Raw genomic sequence first — 19274 nt, forward strand, 5'->3', positions numbered from 1 at the left:
TGGTGGCGAAGGCGCGGACTCCAGTTCTTAGTCAGGACAAAGCCCGCTCGGTGAGGAGCGGGCGGTTGGAGTCCAGCCTAAAATTTGGTTGGGTTCGCGCAGTGGTGCTACGCGAAGATGTTGGGGTCGAGGATGGGGTGTGAAACTCCGTATCCGGACGGGAACAGATCCTCGGTACGGCGAGCAACGTGTACAGCTCCGCCGTAGCGAGTAGGGCTGTAATCGAGCGCCGTTTTATAGTGGTGCCAGTAGTCCGCGATGACTTGATTTGCGATCTGAAGCAAGAGAAATTCTCTTTGACACACCTCAGCGCCACCGCCACGCATCAACCATGTGTAGATGTAGTCGGCTAAGCAAGCGTGATCGCTGGGCGACAGCTCTTCGAGGGAAGACTCTGTCACGAATGAGCTGAAGGACTCAATCACTGCGACGGAGAAAATGCGAATATCCACGAAGGCCCCCTTCTTGTTGGAGGCCGAACTCCATTACATATTTATGCATAAAAAGACGATCTTGGCAATGCTGTAATGTAAAGGCTTCCTACGTCGACTAGCTGGCGGGTGTGCCCCTCCATATGGTGAACATCGGATGGAGTCGGAAGTATGAGTAGTGGAAGTGAGAAGTATCGCGATGAAGCACTCAGGGATGTGGTTCTATTTCGTGACAAGCCGCCTTCTCGGCAGCTACTCGCTGAATCCCGAAAATTGACTCGTCTGGTTCTCTACAGCCTTGGCGTTGATGGTGACGTTTCAGACTATTGCCGCTCTGAGGTGCTTGGTTGGCTACTTCCAGAGCTGGTTAATGACGTGCGTGAGCGCGCTTTCAATTCCCTGGTTCCAGGGGTTCGTCGAGGTAACGATCCGGTCTTTCAGGCGGCGGCTGCAACCGAACTCTTGAAGATCAGGACGCCTAGATTTGACGAACAGTACGATCGTCTGAAGAAAGAATTGAGAAAGTCACCTTTGGGGTTCTCGCCTGCTGGCAACCCAGGCTCTGTAGTTGCAGCTGCAGCCTGGCTTGGTTTCACCAAAGGTGCGATAGCGGACGAAGAGAAGAAGATCGAGCTTTATCTCGCGTTTGTGCAGGAGTTGGAGGGGTATCTAATTCGGCCGAAGGTTCGAGACGAAGTTCGAGCTATGATTGAGCAATACGCGCAAGCGGCTCCGAACTTAAAATCGCCCGCAGTTCCTCCGCTTCAGGCCAGCGCGGCGGCGGAAGTAAAATATGCTCGCCCTATAACGCCTGAACTTCGCGACATACTCATTGACCTTGCCGATCAAGTGAAGGAGCAATTGCGCGAGGAGCGCGCGACAAATCGGGTTGGCAGGGCGGCGGCGTTCCCTCTGCCGCGGAAGCTCATTCGCGACGAGCAATATGTCGATGATCCACGCAACGTTGCAGATAAATGGGGAATAGGCCCAAACGACAGTCGTTGGGAATCCGCACAAGTCAATGATCTCGTGGAGCTTGTGTCAACCGCACCATGTGCTCGACTCGTACTTCTTGGCCAAGGAGGCGCGGGAAAGAGTACGCTAGCTGCTTCTATAGCGCTGAAGGTACTAGAGTCAGATGGTCGCTTAGAGGTAAGCCCGGTGCCTGTGATTTTTCAGCTCTCATCCTGGAACCCTCATAAGCAGCCAGACCTGAATGAATGGCTAGCCAAAAAGCTCATCACTGAGTACCATGCCTTAAAGCGGGTAGGCAGAAGGAAAGAATCCTGGGCTAAAAGGCTTGTTGATGGCGGCCACATCATGCCGGTGCTTGATGGCTTCGATGAAATCGAGGGGCTGGTTCGGCCTGCTGCACTTTGGGCTATCAATAACTGGGTGGAACGTGAAAATAGTGTTGTTCTTCTGAGTCGGGGGCAGGAGTACTTCCATGCTGTTGCAGTGAATCGGCCGCTGGTTGGAGCTGCGGTTGTGGAAATGCAGAACGCTGAGCTAGGCGCTGTAGAAGAGTACTTGGGGCGAACTACCAACCGCAGCGCGGAGTGGGCGGATGTTTTTGCGCAAGTCAAGCTCTATTCAGAGAGCAATTTAAGCGCTGTGCTCCGCAGTGTTCTTACGACGCCCTTGATGGCGATGCTGGCGGGCGCGGTCTACGACCTCGCAGATGGAAGCGAATCCGAGGAGCGGCGATCTCCGATCGAGCTTCTTGATGCCAAGCGGTTCTCAAGCATCGAAGCGCTAACGGAACACCTTCTCGATGCATTTGTCCAGGTTCGCCTTGCGCCTCGATTCATAGCTAGTGACAGCAAGCGCGCTAGGGTATGGGATCACGAGGATGCGAGGAAGTGGCTCGGGTTTCTCGCTGCTGCACTTGTCGTAGAAAAAACAAGCGACTTTTGCTGGTGGAAGCCTGGCAAGGTGTTTGATGCTGCCATCGAGACGATCCTCGGGCTACTGGCGTTTGGTGCGATTACTGCTGGCATTTTTGCGTTTGTGTCGACAGATTCTATCAGTGAGGCCTTAGGGCACCCTGCCGGGATATTCACTGCTCTCTACATAGCGTCATTTGCGTTTCATCTTATCATCTCGAATCTTGAACCTCCTGTATTAGCCTGGCACTTTGATCGATCGGGCAAAAGTTCATGGAGTAAATCTTCGACTTCTGGATTGATCGGTTTTGACCTTAGTATCGCTATGCTGGCATCGCTTATGATTGGAGCGAGTCAAGGTAGTTTTATTGCCTTCCTGGTCGCGTTGGCGATCTCATCAGCTGGCCTCTACTTCTTGCCACCTGCCCTCGTCGAACGCCAATCACCGCCTGCGTTGCTGCGTGCTGACCGCGTGGCGGTACTTATACGCTGCGGATTTATTTCTGGTCCGCTGGTTATGTGGAGTCTAGTTTCATGGGTGGTCACCAGACGAACGGAGTATCTTGATGCAATATCGGGGGTCGTCGTTTTCATTGGATTTACTGCGCTATCTTCTGCTTCGACTCTCTGGTTGCTTCGAAGCAGCACTCTCGCGACCAGGGGACGACTTCCCTGGCGTACAATGTTATTTCTCCGGGACGCGCATCGGCGTGGCGTTCTTCGGCAGTCTGGTGGTGTCTATCAATTCCGGCATGCCGCATTGCTGGGATATCTTGCGGAGGAGCATGTCAACAACCTTCCTGGGCAGTGGGCCTTTATTGACCCGGATCATGCGCAGAGCTTGCTAATAGTCTCAAAATTTTGGTCTGGCACGTATGATCAAGCAGACGAAAAACTGAGACAGCTGATAACGGATCACGAGGATTCCAAAGAATTTGGGAAAGCGAACGAAAAGCGTTTACTGCTTGTTGAGATTCTGCGCAAGAAGGGGCAGCTGAAGGAGGCTGTCGAGCAGCTTGAGGCGTACCAGTCGGACGTGTGGGAAGTTCGTTTTGGTAGGAATCTTGAAAATCAGCTTCTTCTCGTTGAACTCCTGGCAGAGTTGGGTGACGATGCGCAGGTTTACGTCGAAAGTGAAAGACTGTGGCGTGAAATTGCAAAGCAGAATCACTGGTACAAGGGTATGGCACGCGACGAAGCCCAGGCCATGATGGTCAGGCTCCGGGAGCATCCCTTGTTTGAGATCCGTGATGAGTCGTAGGCCCAGCAAATGATCGTGGAGCTGACACCCGTAGGTAGGTGCCCCTGAACTGAGCGCAGGGGCACCATCATGGAGATTCTCAGTTCGTCCGTAGCTCGCGGTATGCCTCGAACACCTTCTCGACCGCATCCGTCACGGGCAGCTCGTCCTCGATCGGTGCCCACTGGTACTCATCGTGCTCCTGCAGCACCACCGGCCCAGGCGCGTCCGCAGTCACCACGAAGTTGAACTGCCTGCTCCTCTTACCGCTGTCTGAGAGGTAATCGAAGCTCCTGAGGTACGCCGTGGCTTCGGCAGCCTGGAGCCCCGTTTCCTCTTCGACCTCGCGCACGAGCGCCGTTCGAGCACCAAGGTTGAGATCATGATTGGTGTACCCGCGACAATCAGGAGCCCTCACATGCCCTCCACAAGCACCAACACCACCCTCCGCACCCTCGATGGTCTGAACCTTGTCGGCACGCTCGTCACCCCGGAGGTTCCTACGTCGCAAGCCGTCGTCCTCGTTCACGGTGGTGGCGTCACCCGCGACGAAAGCGGCTTCTTCACGCGTCTCGCCGAGGGCCTGGGCGTGGTAGGCGTGGCGTCGCTGCGCTTCGATCTCCGCGGGCACGGCGAAAGCGAAGGCCGCCAGGAAGACCTCACGCTCTCCGCCATCCTCAACGACATCCGCGCCGCCATCGCGCACGTTCGCGAGGCAACCGGTGCGCAGTCGGTGAGCCTGCTTGGGGCCAGCTTCGCCGGTGGCATCACCGCATACTTCGCCGCCCGCGGCCCAGAGAAGCTGTCACGCCTCGTCCTCATCAACCCGCTGCTCAACTACAAGAAGCGCTTCATCGACGACAAGCCGTACTGGTCGGACGACCACATCGACGACGAAGCAGCCCGCGAGTTGGTCGACGAGAGCTACATTGCCCACTCGCCGACGTTCAAGCTGAGTAGGCCGCTGCTCAACGAGGTCTTCTGGCTCCAGCCGCACACCGTGCTCGGCGAGATCACGGTGCCGACCCTCATCATCCACGGCACGAGGGACACCTTCATCCCGGTCGGCTCCTCCCGAGGCGCGGCCTCCCAGCTCCAAGTCGAGCACAAGCTCGTGGAAATTGAGGGCGCGCAGCACGGCATCGCGGTGCACGACGACCCGACCTACGCCGATCCCCAAAGCCAGGAGTGGCAGGCCTTCACCATCAGCACCATTGCGGAGTGGGTCACCGCCGGTTCGTGACTAACTACGCCGACGTGGCCTCTTGCAGCTCACGCACTGCGGCACGTGTCTTCCACGGTGTCAAGGTCGTCAGCACCTTGGCCAGTTCCTGCATGGTGCGGCCGGAATTGGTCTCACGAGCCAGGGGGAGAGAGGCCAACCCCATCCGCGCGGCTTCGTCTGGTTCGCCAGCCAGTGCCAACGAGGACGCCATCAGGGACAGGAAGTAGCCGTAGTCGCGCGGTGAGAACCTGTTGGCAGACAACCATTGTTGGTACAGCTCGGCCGCGCGGCGGGGTTGCCCTGCCTCGGTGTGGCAGATCGCGGTCTGCATGGTGAGCAGGGTGCTGTTGTAGTGGGCGCCGAGCGCCTGGCCGTCCGCTTCTTCGGCGTCGCCGAGCAACTGGTGGGCCTGGTCGAGCTTGCGCTCCACCATCACGTTGCTCTCGCCGAGCATGGCGTGGCCGCGAGCTTCTTGTTGGGCGGCCTCGGCTCGAATCCGGATAGGCAACTGCCACGGCCCGGTCTGAACAGCTTGGCTCAAGGTCAGCATCCGCAAGGCGTCGCGCTCGTCGTAGGCAGCTTGCGCCTTCTTGAGCAGCACGTAGCCCTGCATGGCCGTGTCGCCCGTTTCCTGGGCCCACTCGATCGCCCGGTCGCGCCAGTAGGTGGCCTGCACGGGGTCGCCAACGTCGCGGTAGAGCCAACCAGCGAACTCGGCTCCGCTTGCACCAACCGCAACGAGCTGGCGGCGAACATCCGGCTTGACGTCGCGGGCGCTCTGCTCGATCGCCCCCCAAGACGCCAAGCACCATCGGCAGCGTCTTGGCAGGTCCGAGTTGGCCGTCGTCGGCTTTGCAGGCGTCGAGCTGGCGGCGGAAGTAGTCCACTACCGAGCCGTCGAGGTAGCGCCGCGAATCAGCTAGCGCAAGGGCAATGTGCTGCGTCTCTTCAAGGCCTAGCGCGGGCAATGCGGCAACGGCCAGGCCGCGGGCGAGCAGTGAACGACGACTAAGCGGGCTCATGGCATTCCAAGCAGCAGCGGTGGCGGGGTCATCCCCCGACGCATCGTTGGTTGCCGACTGCTCGTCGAGGAGTCTGCCGAGTCCGCTGTCGGCCACTGTGGTGGCGTCGAGCGGCACGAGAACCTGGCGACCATCCACCACGACCGGTAGAAGCACGCTGCTGCGCGACTGTTTGACCGGTGGGGACGGTTCGTCAGGTTGCACCACCGCCTTCGCGCCGTTGGTCAGCAGTGGAGTACTCGGCATCCGAAACCACAGTAAGTCGGCTGGCACGCCGAGGATATGTGCCCAGCGCATGAGCTTCGTCAAGTCGTTGAGCTGGGCACCGGCTTCGAGTTTGCTGAGGCGGGACTGGGTGACGCCGACCCACCCGGCTGCGACCTCCTGCGAGATGTCGGCGCGGTGGGATGGATGCGTCCGGAAGGCCTGCATCACCTTGCCCATGTCGCAGGCGGAAAGTGCCCGCTGCATGGCGGGCTCGTGCCAGAACTCGGCGGACACCTGAGGCGGTGCGGCGCGGTGGTGACGTGCTGCTTTGGCGCAAGCGGTGCACGTGGCGGTGCGGTTGTCGCGAGCCAGCCGCGTGCCGCAGCGGCACTGGCGCACCTCGCTACTCGTCCCCATACGGTCGTCCCCGATCAGAAACCGTCGTTCTCGCCCCGTACCAACCCGACCACGTTACGCCGGTTGATGATGGGCGGGTATTCCTTTCGGGCATACACCATCATTCCCCGGATTTCTGCGCATCTTCGCTGGTGAACGCCACTCTCGATGAAGACACCCGGTGCCGGGTGCAGCGCCCACCCCGAGCAGGGCGATAAGGCCGTACACCCCCGACTGCGGTCTGACGGTCGTTCTGGCTGGCGATCCCCGGCATCGGGTGTCACCCATTGTTCGCAGCGGAACAGGAGACCAGGGTGTCGAGCGAACCGACGTTGTACGAGCGGCTTGGTGGGCGTAGTGGCGTCGAGGCGGTAGTGGACACCTTCTACGAGCGCATCATGCGGGTGGACGAGCTGTACAGCTACTTCGCCAACACCGACATGATCCAGCAGAAGTACCACATGGCAACGTTTCTAGGTGTTGTCACTGATGACTCTGCCCAGTTCGACACTGCTCGTTTGTCCACGGCACACGCCGGGTTGGGTATCACCGATGATCACTTCGCCTTGGTCCTGGCAGCGCTGGCGGCGGTGCTCAAGGAGTACGGCGTCACCCCGATAGACAGGTACACGGTAGCGGCGAAGTTGCGGCTGCTTCGCGACGTGATCGTGCAGCAGGTGAAGAGGTAGTGGACGCCGGGGGGCTTAAAGCCAGTTGGACACGGGTCTGCGGGGCGGGCGCCGACGCCGTGGCCTTGTTCTTCTACAGCCACCTCGCGTTATGCCATCCCCACATCCGCGACCTGTTCCCGATCTCGATGGCTGGGCAGCGGGACAAGTTCGTTTCTGCGCTCGGACGCATCGTGGCCAGCGTCGACCACGCTGCCACCTTGGGGCCTTTTCTGGCCCATCTCGGCGCAGGACACCTTCACTTCGGGACACGGCCCGAGCACTATCCGCCGGTCGGGGAAAGCCTGCTTGCCACCCTGGCGCACTTCGAAGGCGACAACTGGACGCCCCAACTGGCGGCCGACTGGCTCGCTGCCTACCAGCAGATCGCTGCTCAGATGATCGACGCTGCCGCGCGGGCGTCTAGCGCCACCGATACCGCAGTGAGGGACGCCTGATGAACGATCACGGACGACTTCGCCTGACACCACAGGACATCCGCTCCGTGCAGTTCCCGGCAAGTCGGTTCGGCACGCGCGGCTACCGCGAGGAGCAAGTGGACGAGTTCCTCGACCTCGTCGCGGAGACCTTGGCTGGACGGGACCGTGAACTGGCCCGCGCCCGCGCCGAGATCAACCGGGTGAAGAACTGGCGGGAGGACCACAACATTCCCGAGCAAGGGGTGCGGACGCCGACCCCGGAAGAGGTGCACCTCTACAGCCGGGCGCAGCTCGCCGCCGAAGCACTGGAAGACCGAGCGCGCCGTGTCCTCGCTCAAGCCGACGCCACCGCTCGCCAACGCTACGCCGAGATCATGCACCAAGCCGCGGAGCGCACGAAGGTCTTGGGCGTCCACGCCAGCGTGATCCGGGCCCAGCTCCGGGCCCAGTTGCTCCAACTGGCTGAGGAAGTTCAGCAGTTGGGGGCCGCCGCGCCGGTCGACCACGAGCTGCCAGCCAATGGAGAACTTCCCGGTGCACACCGGCTTCGAGACGACCAAGTTCACGGCACCGACGTGCACCAGGCGCCGTAGATGACGCCGCCGCGGCGAACCCCGCAACTTCAGGCGGGTTCCGGCGTGACTCCTGCTTCCTCAACGTCCATCCCACTCCCTCGCGCGCTGGAAGAAAGGCCTACCGTGGCGACGCCCGACATACCCACCCACGTGCAACGCGACCGCACGCTACGCGTGAAAATCATCGACGCCTGCGGCTTGACGTGCACCTTCTGCCACAACGAGGGCACACCGGTAGCCGTGGACAACCGTTCCCAGGTGCTCGGCAACTTCGTCACCTCGGGGAAGTCGGGACGGGCTTCGATCTACGCCGCCACCAACGGCGCGGACTTCCTACCCGCCCCGATGGTGGCCAACGCCGAGTTCGGCTCGGTGCTGGGGCTGCTTCGTGACGGGCTTGGCTTGGACGAACTCCACCTCACCGGTGGCGAACCAACGCTGCACCCGGCGGTGGACAAGCTGACGCGCATCGCTGCCGTGCAGGGCTTCGAGATCGGCATGACCTCCAACGGCGAACGCGGTGCAGCCGTACTGGAAGCCTGCGCCGAGGCCGGGCTCACGCGGGTGAACTTCTCGATCTTCGGTACGACGCCGGACGAGTTGGCCCAGGTGCAACACGACCGCTACCGCAAGGTGGCCTTGGCAACGCGCAAGATCGAAGCGTTGCAGGCGTCCATCGCCGTGTGCGTGAAGCTCGGCATCAAGGCCAGTGCCAACATCGTGGTGCTCGACCACAGCCACGCCGAGCGGGTGCATCGGCTGCTCGACGAGTACGCCCCCGAGTTGTCTGTGCGGCTGCTCAACTCGTTGGACCACGGCGAGGAGTCGGTCGACGCCATCCACCGCATCCTGGCCGAGCGCGGCGCGGTGGCCGAAGCCCGCTACGTCACGGCAGGTGTATCCGGCGCCCGCACCTCCTACCGGCTACCCGGCGGGAGGCGGGTGTTGTTCAAGCAGATCCGCCCGGTACGCCTCCCCGACACCTGCACGGGGTGCCGGTTCAACAACGGCCGCGACTGCCACGAGGGCTTCTACGGCGTCCGGCTCTATCGCGACCGCGCAGGCCGCTACCTGGTGGGGGTCTGCATCCAGCGCATGGACCTCTGTATGCCGGTCGAGAAGTTCCTCGACAGCCCGCTGCGCGGCGAAATCCTCCGGCTGCGCGAGCAGGAGTACAACCACCTTGTCGCGCGCGTTGCCGGATAGCGTCCTACCCGAACCGCCAACCCCAAGGAGTTCACCCGTGCCTATCGAGCACGAAGCCAAGGTTCTCGACATCGACCCGGACTTCACCCAGCAGGTCATCCTCGGCAAGGGCGGCAAGCTGCTCGGCGAGAAGCTGATGCGGCGCTACGTCTACGACATCACGCCGGGCGACCAGTCCAAGTGGCTGCGGCTGCGCGACACCGGCTCGGAGGTGACGCTCACGGTCAAGGAGATCACCAGCGACGCCATCGACGGCACGCACGAGACCGAGGTGGTGGTGAGCGACTTCATCGCGACCAACCAGCTCCTGGCCGCGCTCGGCTACACGCCGAAGTCCTACCAGGAGAACAAGCGCACCAGCTTCATCCTCGACGGCGTCGAGGTCGAGATCGACAGCTGGCCGCGCATCCCGCCGTACCTGGAGATCGAGGGCAAGTCCCGCGAGGACGTCATCCGCGTGGCCGCGGTGCTCGGCTACGGCGAGGACCAGCTCACTGGTGAGAACACGACGAAGGTGTACGCGCGGTACGGGATCGAGCTGGCTGGGATCGCAGAGCTGAAGTTTGACTAGCTCATATATCTGTCCGGCAGATTAGGGAGCACAGTGATCCGCAGCGCTCCCTAATCTGCCGGGCCGTGCAGTTCAATCCGCCTCGAGTCGGGCGACGATCGCTCCAAGCGTCGTCCCTAGTGCTTCGGCAACATGTCGTGTCTCGACGACGTCCAGGCGACGCTCTCCGGACTCGTACTTGCTCACGAACGACTGCGGCTCGCGCAGGAGTTCGGCTACCTGTACCTGGGTAAGCCCTGCCTCAACGCGCAGTTCGCGCAGCAAAGTGCGGAACCGGTGATACTCCGCCGAGGTGATGCTCCTGTCCACACGGCAAGATCACCGTCACTGTTGTCAATATCCCAAAATCGGATATTGTCTCAACGTGCCATTTGGTGCGTTCCCGACAAGATCGACAAGGGGGTGACCATGTCCATCACCATGAGCGGCGGCGGGGGCGGTACGGGCAAGTAGCCCCTCCTGCGCACGTAGCGAGGCCCCTGGGTGTCAGTAGCATCCAGGGGCCTCGGCTGCTATTTAACACTAGGACAAAACTTGCTACAATTATTGGTGAATGCAAAAGCCGTTTCACCAACTCCGCAAAGTCATGCTGCAACTTGTTGTAGTCGTTCTTGTTGCCGCTGGCGTCGGTTTGATCGTGCTCGGCTACTCGCTCGACCCTGACGCATCACCTGCTGAACGTTGGTCAGCGGCACTCGTCGCCTTCGGGTTCACCTTCTTCACCGCAGGCGGAGTCACCATGATCTGGGAGGCCTACCTCCGTCGGGTTAACGATCAACTTGCCGAAGTTTCGCTCGACGCCGCACTCCACAGGGCAGCTCCTGCCATCCGCGATGCTGTCCTTGACAGCCTCGCCTTCAATGCCCAGACGTTGAAGGGTGTCACCTCAGATGAGCAGCTCGACCACATCGCCGCTAACGCGCTTGCCCTCCGCCTGGACGACGAGGAGCTGGCCCGCGACCTCTACACCGATCTGCGCGACCAGGTGCTGACTGCGCCCGAACGCTGGCGCGACGTGAAGGTCGCCATCACCTTGAGCCCGTGGGACAAGGGGCCGGAGGTGGGCAAGGGCTCGATGTTCGTCGCCACCATCCGCTGGGAGTACAAGGTCAAGCCCGCCAGCAATACCATGCGCTTCGCGAGTGTCGTCGACGAGAACGAGTACCGCGAGCTACTCCGTGATCCGGGCACAACGTCCGCGTGGCACTTCGACGCCTCTGGTGGCTTCGATGCCGCGCACCCCGACGTGTTCGAGCTCGTCACCCTCAGCGTGGACGGCAAGTCACGGAAGGTCCGTCGCACGGAACGCGCTGGTGCTCAGGTGTACACGGTTAGCCTCGGCACAGACGTTGGAGCTGACCAGGAAGTCACCGTCGCCTACACCTACCGCGGCCTCGTCCAACGCCATGGCCACTTGCTGTACCTCGACCTCCCACGTCCTGCCAAGGGGCTGCATGTCCAACTCGACTACGGGCACGCAGGCATCAGGTGGATGAACACCCAGGAGTACTTCGCCAGCAGCCGGGTTCCGCGGATCGAGCAAGCGGGTACCGCCAAGGACGCCCAGGTGGTGAACATTGGCTTCGACGGCTGGGTGCTGCCACGGGCTGGGGTGGACTTCGTGTGGGTACTGGAGGAGGAATTCGGCTCCACCATCTAGAGCTTCAGTACCGATGAGGTGTCGGTAATCATCACGCCGTCCAGTATCCTTGGGCACTTCTTGACTGATGCATCGAAACTGATTTGCTTGCCATCTGCCAAGTTGATTGTTGCAAACTGGTTATTTGCGATCAGGTAAGCTTTCCCGTTGCTCCTTCCGCAGTATGCATTTGCGTTCTCAATCTTCCACAGCTCTTCGCCGGTCGTAAGTGAACTTCCGGTGATGAAGACGTCGATTGAACCGCCAATTTGTCCAACTACGGTGTTCGATGAGGTGTCTACCTCAATCCTGCCCATGTCTTTGTGTTCTGTCTGCGACCAGGTCTTCGAGATGTCTGGGAGGGTGTAAGAAACGAAATCGGGGACATTTTCGAAGATCATTTTCTTCGAGTCTCCCGAAACTGCAAACCCGTACCCGCTGGCAATCTTGCTGGTGAGTTCGTCGTCTGTAATTACTCCGGCGACAGATCCATCCTTAAGGCTGACAAGGTTAAGGTGATCTGGTGCGCCAGCAAACTGGTCAGACTGTCCTACACGTACTCCCGCGTAGCTTCCTAGTAGCTTAAGATCGGCATCAGGTATTGATAGCTTATTGCCGGTGGTCATGTCGATAGACTCAAATCTATCGTTGCCTGCGAAGCTTATCCACGCAAATGCTCCGTCGGCGGAAATAGAATCAGGCGAGACCGTTCCCCTGCATCCTGAGCCGGATTTTGTAAACGCCGAATTCTTGTCAGCCTTGGGTTCGGACTTTGCTGTCCATAGCTCGGTTCCGTCTTCGGCCTTGCGAGCCACCAGCCTGCGAGTTATAGTCGTGGGGATCGTTCCCTGGGCGGCAGTTACATCTTCCTCGAAGTTGAGTAGAACATTTGCTCCGTCGTTCCTTCTTACGACCTGGTAGTTGCACCCTTCAGGGGAGGCGAACTGGGGATCGTTGAAAGCTGGAAGGCCGTAGCTACCAGTCGCCCTACCAGTCTTTATGTCGATCGCGGTTAGGTCGATGCTGGTCTTAGTTGCTCCAGTTTTGATGACTAAGGTCTGGCCATTGGACTCAGCTGCGAGGAAGGTTTTCCCGGTATATAGTCGTTGGCCACTTGGTGCAATCGCGGCAGCGGTGCTAGATGACGAAGCAGTAGTCTTCGAGCTGGCATTCCCGGCGGATGATGTTGTGCCAGCAGTCGTCGCTGGTGCCTGTTTTTCAGACCCATCTGCGGGAGTGCTTATCGAGTTTGCCAGAAAAATAATCACAATAACCAATATTGCTACGCCGCCTGTGGCTCCCCAGGCCAACTTTGGATCCGAGCTGTAAAAATTCTTTATTTGATCGCCGATATGGTTTTTGTCACCTCTGATGACAGTGTGTCCGGCGGTGATGTCAAAGGTGCCTGATGCGTTGTCGCCGATTCTGATATCCTGGTTAAGGTTGGAACGATCGACGTTGTCAGTTTCAATCCTTCCTAGGGCTTGAGGTAGTTGCGACTGAAGCGGTTCGGATTTGCTCTCTTCGGCGACCTCGTTTGCTAATTCGTCACGCGCCTGAGGATCGTCGGGCTGTGATGCTGCCTGCAATAGCAGCGGGCCAATAGTGGGATGAGTGGAAAGCAGCCGGTAAAGATACCCGACTGCATCTTGCTGGGCCTGGTCGACCATTCCTGAAGCCACCTGGACGGCGCGGTCCAAGAGCAAGTTGACGACATTTTCTGGTAGATTCATGCTGGGCGGCACCTTCACTGGTCAACCGGGTATGACTGAGTGGCGTCCTGCGGACATCCGTTGAACATGTGGTCGTGTCAGTCGGCATAGGCGTTACACCAGATGGTCGGTTCACCTCAGGTATAACATGAGGATTTGTCATCTTATCGCTGGGTCAATTAACCAATCAGGGCCGACCTTCACCGCTGGACTACGCGGCTCAATGAGGTGATCTCACCAACGGCGATCCCAGCGATGAGAACCCAGCGGAGTTCGTAAAACGCTCAGCAGAGCCACGGAAGCCCGGAAGACGAAGGACGGGGAACCCCTGGTAGGACTGGATTTGCGAAGATCAAATCCTGACCAGAAGGCTCCCCGTGATCACCTATCGTGCCACACTCGACGTGCCCCGCGAACTCGCCCAGTACCTGGGCCGCCTGCTCCAAGCCGAACGTCGCGAACGCGGCACTCGTAAGGGTGTCAGAGCGCTGACCTGCTACGGACAGGCGGTACTGGGGCTGCGCTGGTTCCGCCAGAACACCGACATCACCGCACTGGCCCGCGACCACGGCATCTCCCGCGCCACCGGCTACCGCTACCTCGACGAGGTCATCACCGTGCTCGCCGAGCAGGCCCCGGAATTGCACGAAGCCCTGCAACAAGCCAAGAACGAGGGACTCGCCCATGTCATCCTCGACGGCAAGATCTTCTCCGCCGACCGCCTCGCCGAGAAGACCACCAGCGTGAAAGGCGAACAGATCGACCGCTGGTACTCCGGCAAAGCACGCGAACACGGCGGCAACATCCAAGCTCTGATGGCACCCAACGGTGTCCCGCTATGGATCAGCGACGTCGAACCCGGCTCCGCACACGACCTGACCGCGGCCCGCGAGCACGTGCTCGGCGCCCTGTACTGGGCCGCCTCCCAACTCGACCTGCCCACCCTGGCCGACAACGGCTACGACGGGGCGGGCATCGGCGTGTTCACGCCGGTCAAACAGCCTGCGGATGGCCAGGTACTCGACATCGACACTCGCACCTACAACGCCCTGCTACGCGGCCTGCGCTGCCTCGGTGAACGCGGATTCGCGATGCTGACCGGACGATGGCGCGCACTGCGACACTTCACCACCAGCCCCCGCAAGATCGGCTGCATCGTCAAAGCCGCACTCGTGCTCACCCATTTCGAGCATGGACGGCTCATCTGAAAGTCGCTGAGATCACCTCAATGGCTGGGCTCGGTCTAAACGTTCATCAGATGGCGTCTGAGCTCATGACCGAGCTGAGCCATCAGGAGCCTTCTCGGTAACACCACAGTGCCCCGTCGCGACATGCGGCTACGGCTGTGGTGACAGGGCAGGAGTCGGATATGAACGTCTGGAACGAGCTTGACGTCGAAGCCAAGGTGTTCGAAGCACTTGAGGACGTCACGATCGTCAACGAGGCTGGCCACCACTTCGGGCGCCCCTTCATGACCGCCTACCAACTCGCCCTCAAACTGGACCACGCACACCCGCACGTGAAGGAACAGCTTGGCCGTGAGATCGGCGGTACTCGCAGTGGCCACAGCTTGGCTCAGTACTTCGCACACCAGCTCTCACAGCGGATCAAGCGCCAAGGTGACGCCTACCCCGTCGAGGGAGCCTTCCTGTCGAACGACGCCGTGGCGGCGCTCGTCTACCTCGGCCCCGGTGACCGAGAGCTGAGAAGCAGCCTGACGGGAAGCGGCTTGGACGTCTCGATGTACCGGCGACGTCGCGAATCTCCGCGCATCGACAACGGCTAAGTTCGTGCCATCTCCTCGCGTGGCGCACTCCAATAGGTACGCACCTTGCTACTGTCGCCCAGCCGCACTTCCAACATCACGCGAGGGCACTTCCTATGGCGCAGAAGGTTCTTGTTCAGCTCGTTGACGACCTGGACGGCACCGCGGGGGAGGACATCGAGACTGTCCAGTTTGGTCTCGACGGCGTCACCTACGAGATCGACCTCGGCCAGAAGAACGCGGCGCAGCTGCGGGACGCCCTGGCCGACTTCGTGGCGAACGCTCGGCGTACCGGCGGGCGGGCGAAGCGCGGCAACGCGGTGACGAGCGTCGGCACCAAGTCCTCCGCTGCTGGCCACACCAAGGAGCAGTCGAGGGCCATCCGTGAGTGGGCCAAGGCCAACGGACACGAGCTGGCGGACCGGGGGCGTATCCCTGCGAGTGTCGTTGAGGCGTTCGAAGCGGCTCACAACTGAACGAGGTGAGTATCTGCACATGGAGCCCCGGTGCCGATGAAGGCAGCAGGCTCTTGTGCTTGTCCTGCCATCCTCTCGATCATGAAGCGTCCAGCCGAGGGCCGGTGCAACGGGACTACGATCTCCTGTCATGCCCAACGTGACCCTGGTCGCCTTGCCAACTGATCTTGAACCGAAACTTCTCCGTCAGGACGAGGCCGGGGGTGCGTTGTTGGAGCTTCCTCGCGCTACGCCTGGCGAGATCGAAGCGTTCAAACAGGAGTATTTTGAGTGGGATGACTTCAACGTTGCACTGCTGGAGGCTTCGTTCGACTCCAGTGGATGGATGACGAAGACACCCGTTGGCGACTACCGCAGCGTCGGAGCCTTGCTCGTTGACATCAAGCTGAACCAGGCAACACCAGGTATCCCTGAAGACCGGATCGATGCTGTCTTGAATGACATCCGGGCGAAGTGTGGTGTCCTGCGGTCGATCGCAAAACGCCTAGACGTATACCCGCGTGATGGTGCCAATGCGCAGTCCGTTGCTTCGCAATCGGGTAGTGCGATCTTCATCGTCCATGGACATGCGCTGCTTCGTCGCGAAAATGTGCGCCGCTTCTTGGAACAGGTAACCGGTCAGCAAGTCATTGTGCTGGAGGACGAAGCAAACCAAGGGCACGATGTTCTTGGCAAGCTGCTGACAAGCGCAGAACAGGCAGCGTATGCGGTCGTTCTTCTCACTGGTGATGACGAAGGTCGCAAAATCGGCGATGGTGAGTGGCGCCCACGCGCGCGCCAAAATGTCGTTCTGGAACTGGGTCTCTTTCTGGGGATGCTCGGGCGATCCAAGGTCGCTGCTCTTTACGAAGGCGGCGTCGAGATTCCGAGTGATTTTATGGGCGTTGTGTACATCAGCTTGGATGATGAAGGCTGGAAAATGAAGCTCGCCACTGAGCTCAAGAGCGCGGGCATCGAGGTTGATATGAACAAGGCGATCTAGTTGGCCTTTGAAGGACCAGCACAGCGCCGACTTGCTTAAAGACCCTTGGCCTCGTCCTGCCAGATCTTCACGATGTCCGAACGCAGGGCCCGGCCAGCTTTCAACTGGAACCGCTTGCCTTGCTGGACTCCTTCAGCGAACTCCTTGAGCCGCTCGACTTCGCTGTAGTTGAACCCGTTGGCGTACGACCAGATGCACAAGTTGTTGACGTCGTACCGGTATCCGGCCTTGTGTAGCACTTGCAGCGTCTCGATGGCGTCGCGTCTGTCGAGGGTGGCCGCCAGGCTGTTGCCATGGTTCACGCGCTGTTCGAGGAAGCGCATAGCAACCTCAACCACTGGGTCGAGCACCACACCGCTGCGGGCGTGCGGCTGGTCATCAACGACGCTGCGAGCATCGTGCCCAGCACCCTCTTGGTCAGACTGGTGTGAGACACCCTGTGTGAGGGTGGGTTCATGACCGAGGGCGGGATCGGAGATCCTCATGACCGTGACCTCGCCATCCGCCAAGCAACCTCAGCCCTCCCACCGCGGCCGCCAGGCCGATCCGGCACCACGTCCGTCCCGGCGGGTGTTCACCCCGCAGTACAAGCTGGACATGGTCACCGAATACGAGAACGCCCCCAACGGAGAGAAAGGCGCAATCCTGCGGCGCGAAGGCCTCTACTCCTCCCACATCATCGAATGGACCAGAGCACGCGACGCAGGACGCCTGACCGGTGACCCCGCAAACCCCGGCCTCTCGATGACACCATCCAGGAAATCCGCCGAACAGATCGAGCTGGAGAAACTACGGCGCCAGAACCACAAGCTGACCTCCGATCTGACCAAGACCCGGATGGCGCTCGACATCATGGGAAAAGGTGTGCCACGAGCACGGGACGCTGCTTGAGGTAGTGAGCAGTTGATCGTGGTGCTGCACGGAAGATGAAGGATGTTGGCCCTTCGGAGTCGCCCTGCGGGGGTGATTTCAAACCGCCTGCTGCCGCCTTGGCCGAAGACCGTGGTGGTGAGCGACGCAGGAAAAGGCGCACATGATGCGTCAGGTGGGGATCGTGGAAGACGGAGCGCAGCCCCCAGCATGTGGGGGTCACTGTTGACGCGTCGTTACATATTCAGGTGACATCAGAACCGGGCACTACTTTTCGGCCTGGGATAAGCCTGGCGGGTGTCCGCTTATTGGCCAGGCGGTGTCCGGCGTGGAGGTGACGTGAGCCCGATCTGCTGCTTCCGTGCGGAACGTGGGAAGGCATACCCCGATACTGACAGCGAATTCGTCTCCGGGTGAAGCGCTGATGAGAGGGAGCGTCCCAAGTGGAGATCCCACGAGGGATTGAGTACCGATTCGAGGTGTGCCGGCGGACTGGCTCGTAGTAGTGGTGAAACTCCTGCTGGGCGCGGTGGGGGCGGAGCGAAGGGGCCGGATTGTCCGTGGTTCGTGTGTCCGGTCAACCAGGAAGCTGGGAGGAGCTGTATGGACGAGCTGAAGTCATCAGTGAAACCGTTCGACATTTCGAAGCGGGAGGTTTGGGACGCATACCTGAAGGTGAAGGCCAATGGGGGTGCTCCGGGGGTGGATGGGTGCACGATCGAGGAATTCGAGAAGGATCTGAAGAGAAATCTCGCGAAGATCTGGAATCGGATGTCATCGGGCAGCTATTTCCCGCCCCCGGTTCTGGCGGTAGAGATACCGAAACCAGGCGGCACAAGAACGCTCGGCGTGCCCACTGTGGCTGACAGAATCGCCCAAACGGTGGTGGCCAGGCATCTGGAGCAACGGGCGGAACCGTTGTTCCATCAGGATTCCTATGGCTATCGACCGGGGCGGTCGGCGTTGGACGCGGTTGCGGTATGCCGGAAGCGATGCTGGAAGAAGGACTGGGTGGTCGATTTGGACATCCAGAAGTTCTTCGACAGTGTGCCGTGGGACTTGATGGTCCAGGCGGTGGAGGCTCACACCGACGCTCGTTGGGTGCTGCTGTATGTGAAACGGTGGCTTGCTGTGCCGTTGCAGCGGCCCGACGGGACCTTGCTGCAGCGAGACCGGGGAACCCCACAGGGGTCAGCGGTGTCACCCGTATTGGCGAATCTGTTTCTTCATTATGCGTTCGATACGTGGATGTCCCGGAACTTTCCGGGTGTCACTTTTGAACGTTACGTCGACGATGCGGTTGTGCATTGCGTCAGTGAACGTCAGGCGCGCATGCTGGTCGAGGCGATCGGGGAACGGATGGTCGAAGTCGGGTTGCGGTTGCATCCGGACAAGACCAAGGTGGTGTACTGCAAGGACGGGAAACGCAGTCGGGATCACCCGGTGACGTCGTTCACGTTCTTGGGGTTCACTTTCCACGCCCGCGGGGCGCGGGGCAAGAACGGGGAGATATTCACTTCGTTCCTGCCCGCGGTCAGTAAGGATGCCCTCAAGAAGATGAGTGCGCAGGTGCGAGCCTGGCGGCTACATCTACGCACCGGCCGTACTTTCGCCGAACTCGCCCGGGAGATCAACCCGGTCGTGCGCGGTTGGATGCAGTACTACGGCGCGTTCTACCAGACTGCGCTGTATCCCTTGCTTAGGCGTGTCAACTACTACCTGATGCGCTGGGTCCGCAAGAAGTATCGGAAGGTCAGGACCTTCAAGAAGTTCCACAAGCGATGGAAACAGGTGACCGCTACGTGGCCGAACCTGTTCGCTCAGTGGAGATGGGTCCATTCGATCTGGTGATCAGGATGATAAGAGCCGTATGACGGGAGACTGTCACGTACGGATCTGTGGGAGCCCAGGGGTGCGATTCCCCTGGGCGACCCGACCACACGCGCTCTTGCGGGAACTCTCC

Annotated in this window: 20 protein-coding genes; 14 read left to right on the forward strand and 6 right to left on the reverse strand. The window is 60.3% G+C overall.

Going from position 1 to position 19274, the window contains the following annotated elements:
- Window positions 1-107: 107 nt before the first annotated feature.
- Window positions 108-452 (reverse strand): hypothetical protein, encoded by a 345-nt coding sequence (locus RM788_RS35595; protein ID WP_315923372.1) that lies wholly within the window; start codon window positions 450-452, stop codon window positions 108-110.
- Window positions 453-602: 150 nt separating this feature from the next.
- On the opposite strand from RM788_RS35595, the gene RM788_RS35600 reads away from it, so the two are divergent.
- A complete protein-coding gene (locus tag RM788_RS35600; RefSeq protein ID WP_315923374.1) occupies window positions 603-3578 on the forward strand; it encodes an NACHT domain-containing protein in 2976 nt (991 codons plus the stop codon).
- A 79-nt stretch (window positions 3579-3657) separates the two neighbouring features.
- Here RM788_RS35600 and RM788_RS35605 read toward each other — a convergent pair whose 3' ends face one another.
- Window positions 3658-4086 (reverse strand): NUDIX domain-containing protein, encoded by a 429-nt coding sequence (locus tag RM788_RS35605; RefSeq protein WP_315923376.1) that lies wholly within the window; start codon window positions 4084-4086, stop codon window positions 3658-3660.
- On the opposite strand from RM788_RS35605, the gene RM788_RS35610 reads away from it, so the two are divergent.
- Entirely contained in the window at window positions 3976-4800 is an 825-nt protein-coding gene (locus RM788_RS35610; RefSeq protein ID WP_315923378.1) for an alpha/beta hydrolase, read from the forward strand. The two genes, RM788_RS35605 and RM788_RS35610, sit on opposite strands and share 111 nt — an antisense overlap.
- A 4-nt stretch (window positions 4801-4804) precedes the next feature.
- Here RM788_RS35610 and RM788_RS35615 read toward each other — a convergent pair whose 3' ends face one another.
- Window positions 4805-5458: an NsdA family TPR-like regulatory protein gene (locus tag RM788_RS35615; protein WP_315923380.1), complete on the reverse strand. Its 654-nt coding sequence runs from the start codon at window positions 5456-5458 to the stop codon at window positions 4805-4807.
- A gap of 1263 nt (window positions 5459-6721) precedes the next feature.
- Here RM788_RS35615 and RM788_RS35620 point away from each other — a divergent pair.
- The 5 genes from RM788_RS35620 to RM788_RS35640 all read left to right on the forward strand — a co-directional run bounded on the left by RM788_RS35620 (window position 6722) and on the right by RM788_RS35640 (window position 9867).
- A complete protein-coding gene (locus RM788_RS35620) occupies window positions 6722-7096 on the forward strand; it encodes a group I truncated hemoglobin (protein ID WP_315923382.1) in 375 nt (124 codons plus the stop codon).
- Between the two features lie 65 nt (window positions 7097-7161).
- Window positions 7162-7533 (forward strand): globin domain-containing protein, encoded by a 372-nt coding sequence (locus RM788_RS35625; protein ID WP_315923384.1) that lies wholly within the window; start codon window positions 7162-7164, stop codon window positions 7531-7533.
- On the forward strand, window positions 7533-8108 hold the full coding sequence (locus RM788_RS35630; protein WP_315923386.1) for a DivIVA domain-containing protein: 576 nt from the start codon (window positions 7533-7535) through the stop codon (window positions 8106-8108). Before RM788_RS35625 ends, RM788_RS35630 begins: the two co-directional genes overlap by 1 nt.
- Before the next feature lie 105 nt (window positions 8109-8213).
- Window positions 8214-9296, forward strand: a complete 1083-nt coding sequence (locus tag RM788_RS35635; protein ID WP_315923388.1) for a radical SAM protein — start codon at window positions 8214-8216, stop codon at window positions 9294-9296.
- Window positions 9297-9333: 37 nt separating this feature from the next.
- Entirely contained in the window at window positions 9334-9867 is a 534-nt protein-coding gene (locus tag RM788_RS35640) for a class IV adenylate cyclase (RefSeq protein WP_315923390.1), read from the forward strand.
- Window positions 9868-9939: 72 nt separating this feature from the next.
- On the opposite strand, the gene RM788_RS35645 is transcribed toward RM788_RS35640, so the two are convergent.
- Window positions 9940-10176: a helix-turn-helix domain-containing protein gene (locus RM788_RS35645; RefSeq protein WP_315923392.1), complete on the reverse strand. Its 237-nt coding sequence runs from the start codon at window positions 10174-10176 to the stop codon at window positions 9940-9942.
- A gap of 244 nt (window positions 10177-10420) precedes the next feature.
- Here RM788_RS35645 and RM788_RS35650 point away from each other — a divergent pair, with 244 nt between their 5' ends.
- On the forward strand, window positions 10421-11527 hold the full coding sequence (locus RM788_RS35650) for a hypothetical protein (protein WP_315923394.1): 1107 nt from the start codon (window positions 10421-10423) through the stop codon (window positions 11525-11527).
- Here RM788_RS35650 and RM788_RS35655 read toward each other — a convergent pair.
- Entirely contained in the window at window positions 11524-13239 is a 1716-nt protein-coding gene (locus RM788_RS35655) for a hypothetical protein (RefSeq protein ID WP_315923396.1), read from the reverse strand. The two genes, RM788_RS35650 and RM788_RS35655, sit on opposite strands and share 4 nt — an antisense overlap.
- A gap of 356 nt (window positions 13240-13595) precedes the next feature.
- Between RM788_RS35655 and RM788_RS35660 the strand changes: the two genes are divergently transcribed.
- The 4 genes from RM788_RS35660 to RM788_RS35675 all read left to right on the forward strand — a co-directional run bounded on the left by RM788_RS35660 (window position 13596) and on the right by RM788_RS35675 (window position 16441).
- On the forward strand, window positions 13596-14426 hold the full coding sequence (locus tag RM788_RS35660; RefSeq protein WP_315923401.1) for a transposase family protein: 831 nt from the start codon (window positions 13596-13598) through the stop codon (window positions 14424-14426).
- A gap of 161 nt (window positions 14427-14587) precedes the next feature.
- Window positions 14588-15004 carry a hypothetical protein gene (locus RM788_RS35665; RefSeq protein ID WP_315923403.1) on the forward strand — a complete coding sequence of 139 codons (417 nt, stop codon included), beginning with the start codon at window positions 14588-14590 and terminating at the stop codon, window positions 15002-15004.
- 95 nt (window positions 15005-15099) lie between these two features.
- Window positions 15100-15459: a histone-like nucleoid-structuring protein Lsr2 gene (locus tag RM788_RS35670; protein ID WP_315923405.1), complete on the forward strand. Its 360-nt coding sequence runs from the start codon at window positions 15100-15102 to the stop codon at window positions 15457-15459.
- Window positions 15460-15589: 130 nt separating this feature from the next.
- Window positions 15590-16441, forward strand: coding sequence for a TIR domain-containing protein (locus RM788_RS35675; RefSeq protein ID WP_315923407.1), 852 nt, complete (start codon window positions 15590-15592; stop codon window positions 16439-16441).
- Between the two features lie 35 nt (window positions 16442-16476).
- Here RM788_RS35675 and RM788_RS35680 read toward each other — a convergent pair whose 3' ends face one another.
- Window positions 16477-16926 (reverse strand): DUF1889 family protein, encoded by a 450-nt coding sequence (locus tag RM788_RS35680; RefSeq protein ID WP_315923409.1) that lies wholly within the window; start codon window positions 16924-16926, stop codon window positions 16477-16479.
- Here RM788_RS35680 and RM788_RS53105 point away from each other — a divergent pair.
- On the forward strand, window positions 16925-17332 hold the full coding sequence (locus tag RM788_RS53105) for a hypothetical protein (RefSeq protein WP_399341086.1): 408 nt from the start codon (window positions 16925-16927) through the stop codon (window positions 17330-17332). The genes RM788_RS35680 and RM788_RS53105 overlap by 2 nt on opposite strands.
- Window positions 17333-17914: 582 nt before the next feature.
- A complete protein-coding gene (ltrA, locus tag RM788_RS35690) occupies window positions 17915-19162 on the forward strand; it encodes a group II intron reverse transcriptase/maturase (protein WP_315923412.1) in 1248 nt (415 codons plus the stop codon).
- Window positions 19163-19274: the final 112 nt, after the last annotated feature.

The organism is Umezawaea sp. Da 62-37, assembly GCF_032460545.1.
Lineage (GTDB): Bacteria > Actinomycetota > Actinomycetes > Mycobacteriales > Pseudonocardiaceae > Umezawaea.

What these genes read in the sequence shown, in the direction of transcription:
- RM788_RS35610 (WP_315923378.1), top strand. Translation starts at nt 3,976, where the DNA reads ATGCCCTCCACAAGCACCAACACCACCCTCCGCACCCTCGATGGTCTG.
- RM788_RS35680 (WP_315923409.1), bottom strand. Translation starts at nt 16,926, where the DNA reads ATGAGGATCTCCGATCCCGCCCTCGGTCATGAACCCACCCTCACACAG.
- RM788_RS35655 (WP_315923396.1), bottom strand. Translation starts at nt 13,239, where the DNA reads ATGAATCTACCAGAAAATGTCGTCAACTTGCTCTTGGACCGCGCCGTC.
- RM788_RS35665 (WP_315923403.1), top strand. Translation starts at nt 14,588, where the DNA reads ATGAACGTCTGGAACGAGCTTGACGTCGAAGCCAAGGTGTTCGAAGCA.
- RM788_RS35600 (WP_315923374.1), top strand. Translation starts at nt 603, where the DNA reads ATGAGTAGTGGAAGTGAGAAGTATCGCGATGAAGCACTCAGGGATGTG.
- RM788_RS35670 (WP_315923405.1), top strand. Translation starts at nt 15,100, where the DNA reads ATGGCGCAGAAGGTTCTTGTTCAGCTCGTTGACGACCTGGACGGCACC.
- RM788_RS53105 (WP_399341086.1), top strand. Translation starts at nt 16,925, where the DNA reads ATGACCGTGACCTCGCCATCCGCCAAGCAACCTCAGCCCTCCCACCGC.
- RM788_RS35630 (WP_315923386.1), top strand. Translation starts at nt 7,533, where the DNA reads ATGAACGATCACGGACGACTTCGCCTGACACCACAGGACATCCGCTCC.
- ltrA (WP_315923412.1), top strand. Translation starts at nt 17,915, where the DNA reads ATGGACGAGCTGAAGTCATCAGTGAAACCGTTCGACATTTCGAAGCGG.
- RM788_RS35675 (WP_315923407.1), top strand. Translation starts at nt 15,590, where the DNA reads ATGCCCAACGTGACCCTGGTCGCCTTGCCAACTGATCTTGAACCGAAA.
- RM788_RS35650 (WP_315923394.1), top strand. Translation starts at nt 10,421, where the DNA reads ATGCAAAAGCCGTTTCACCAACTCCGCAAAGTCATGCTGCAACTTGTT.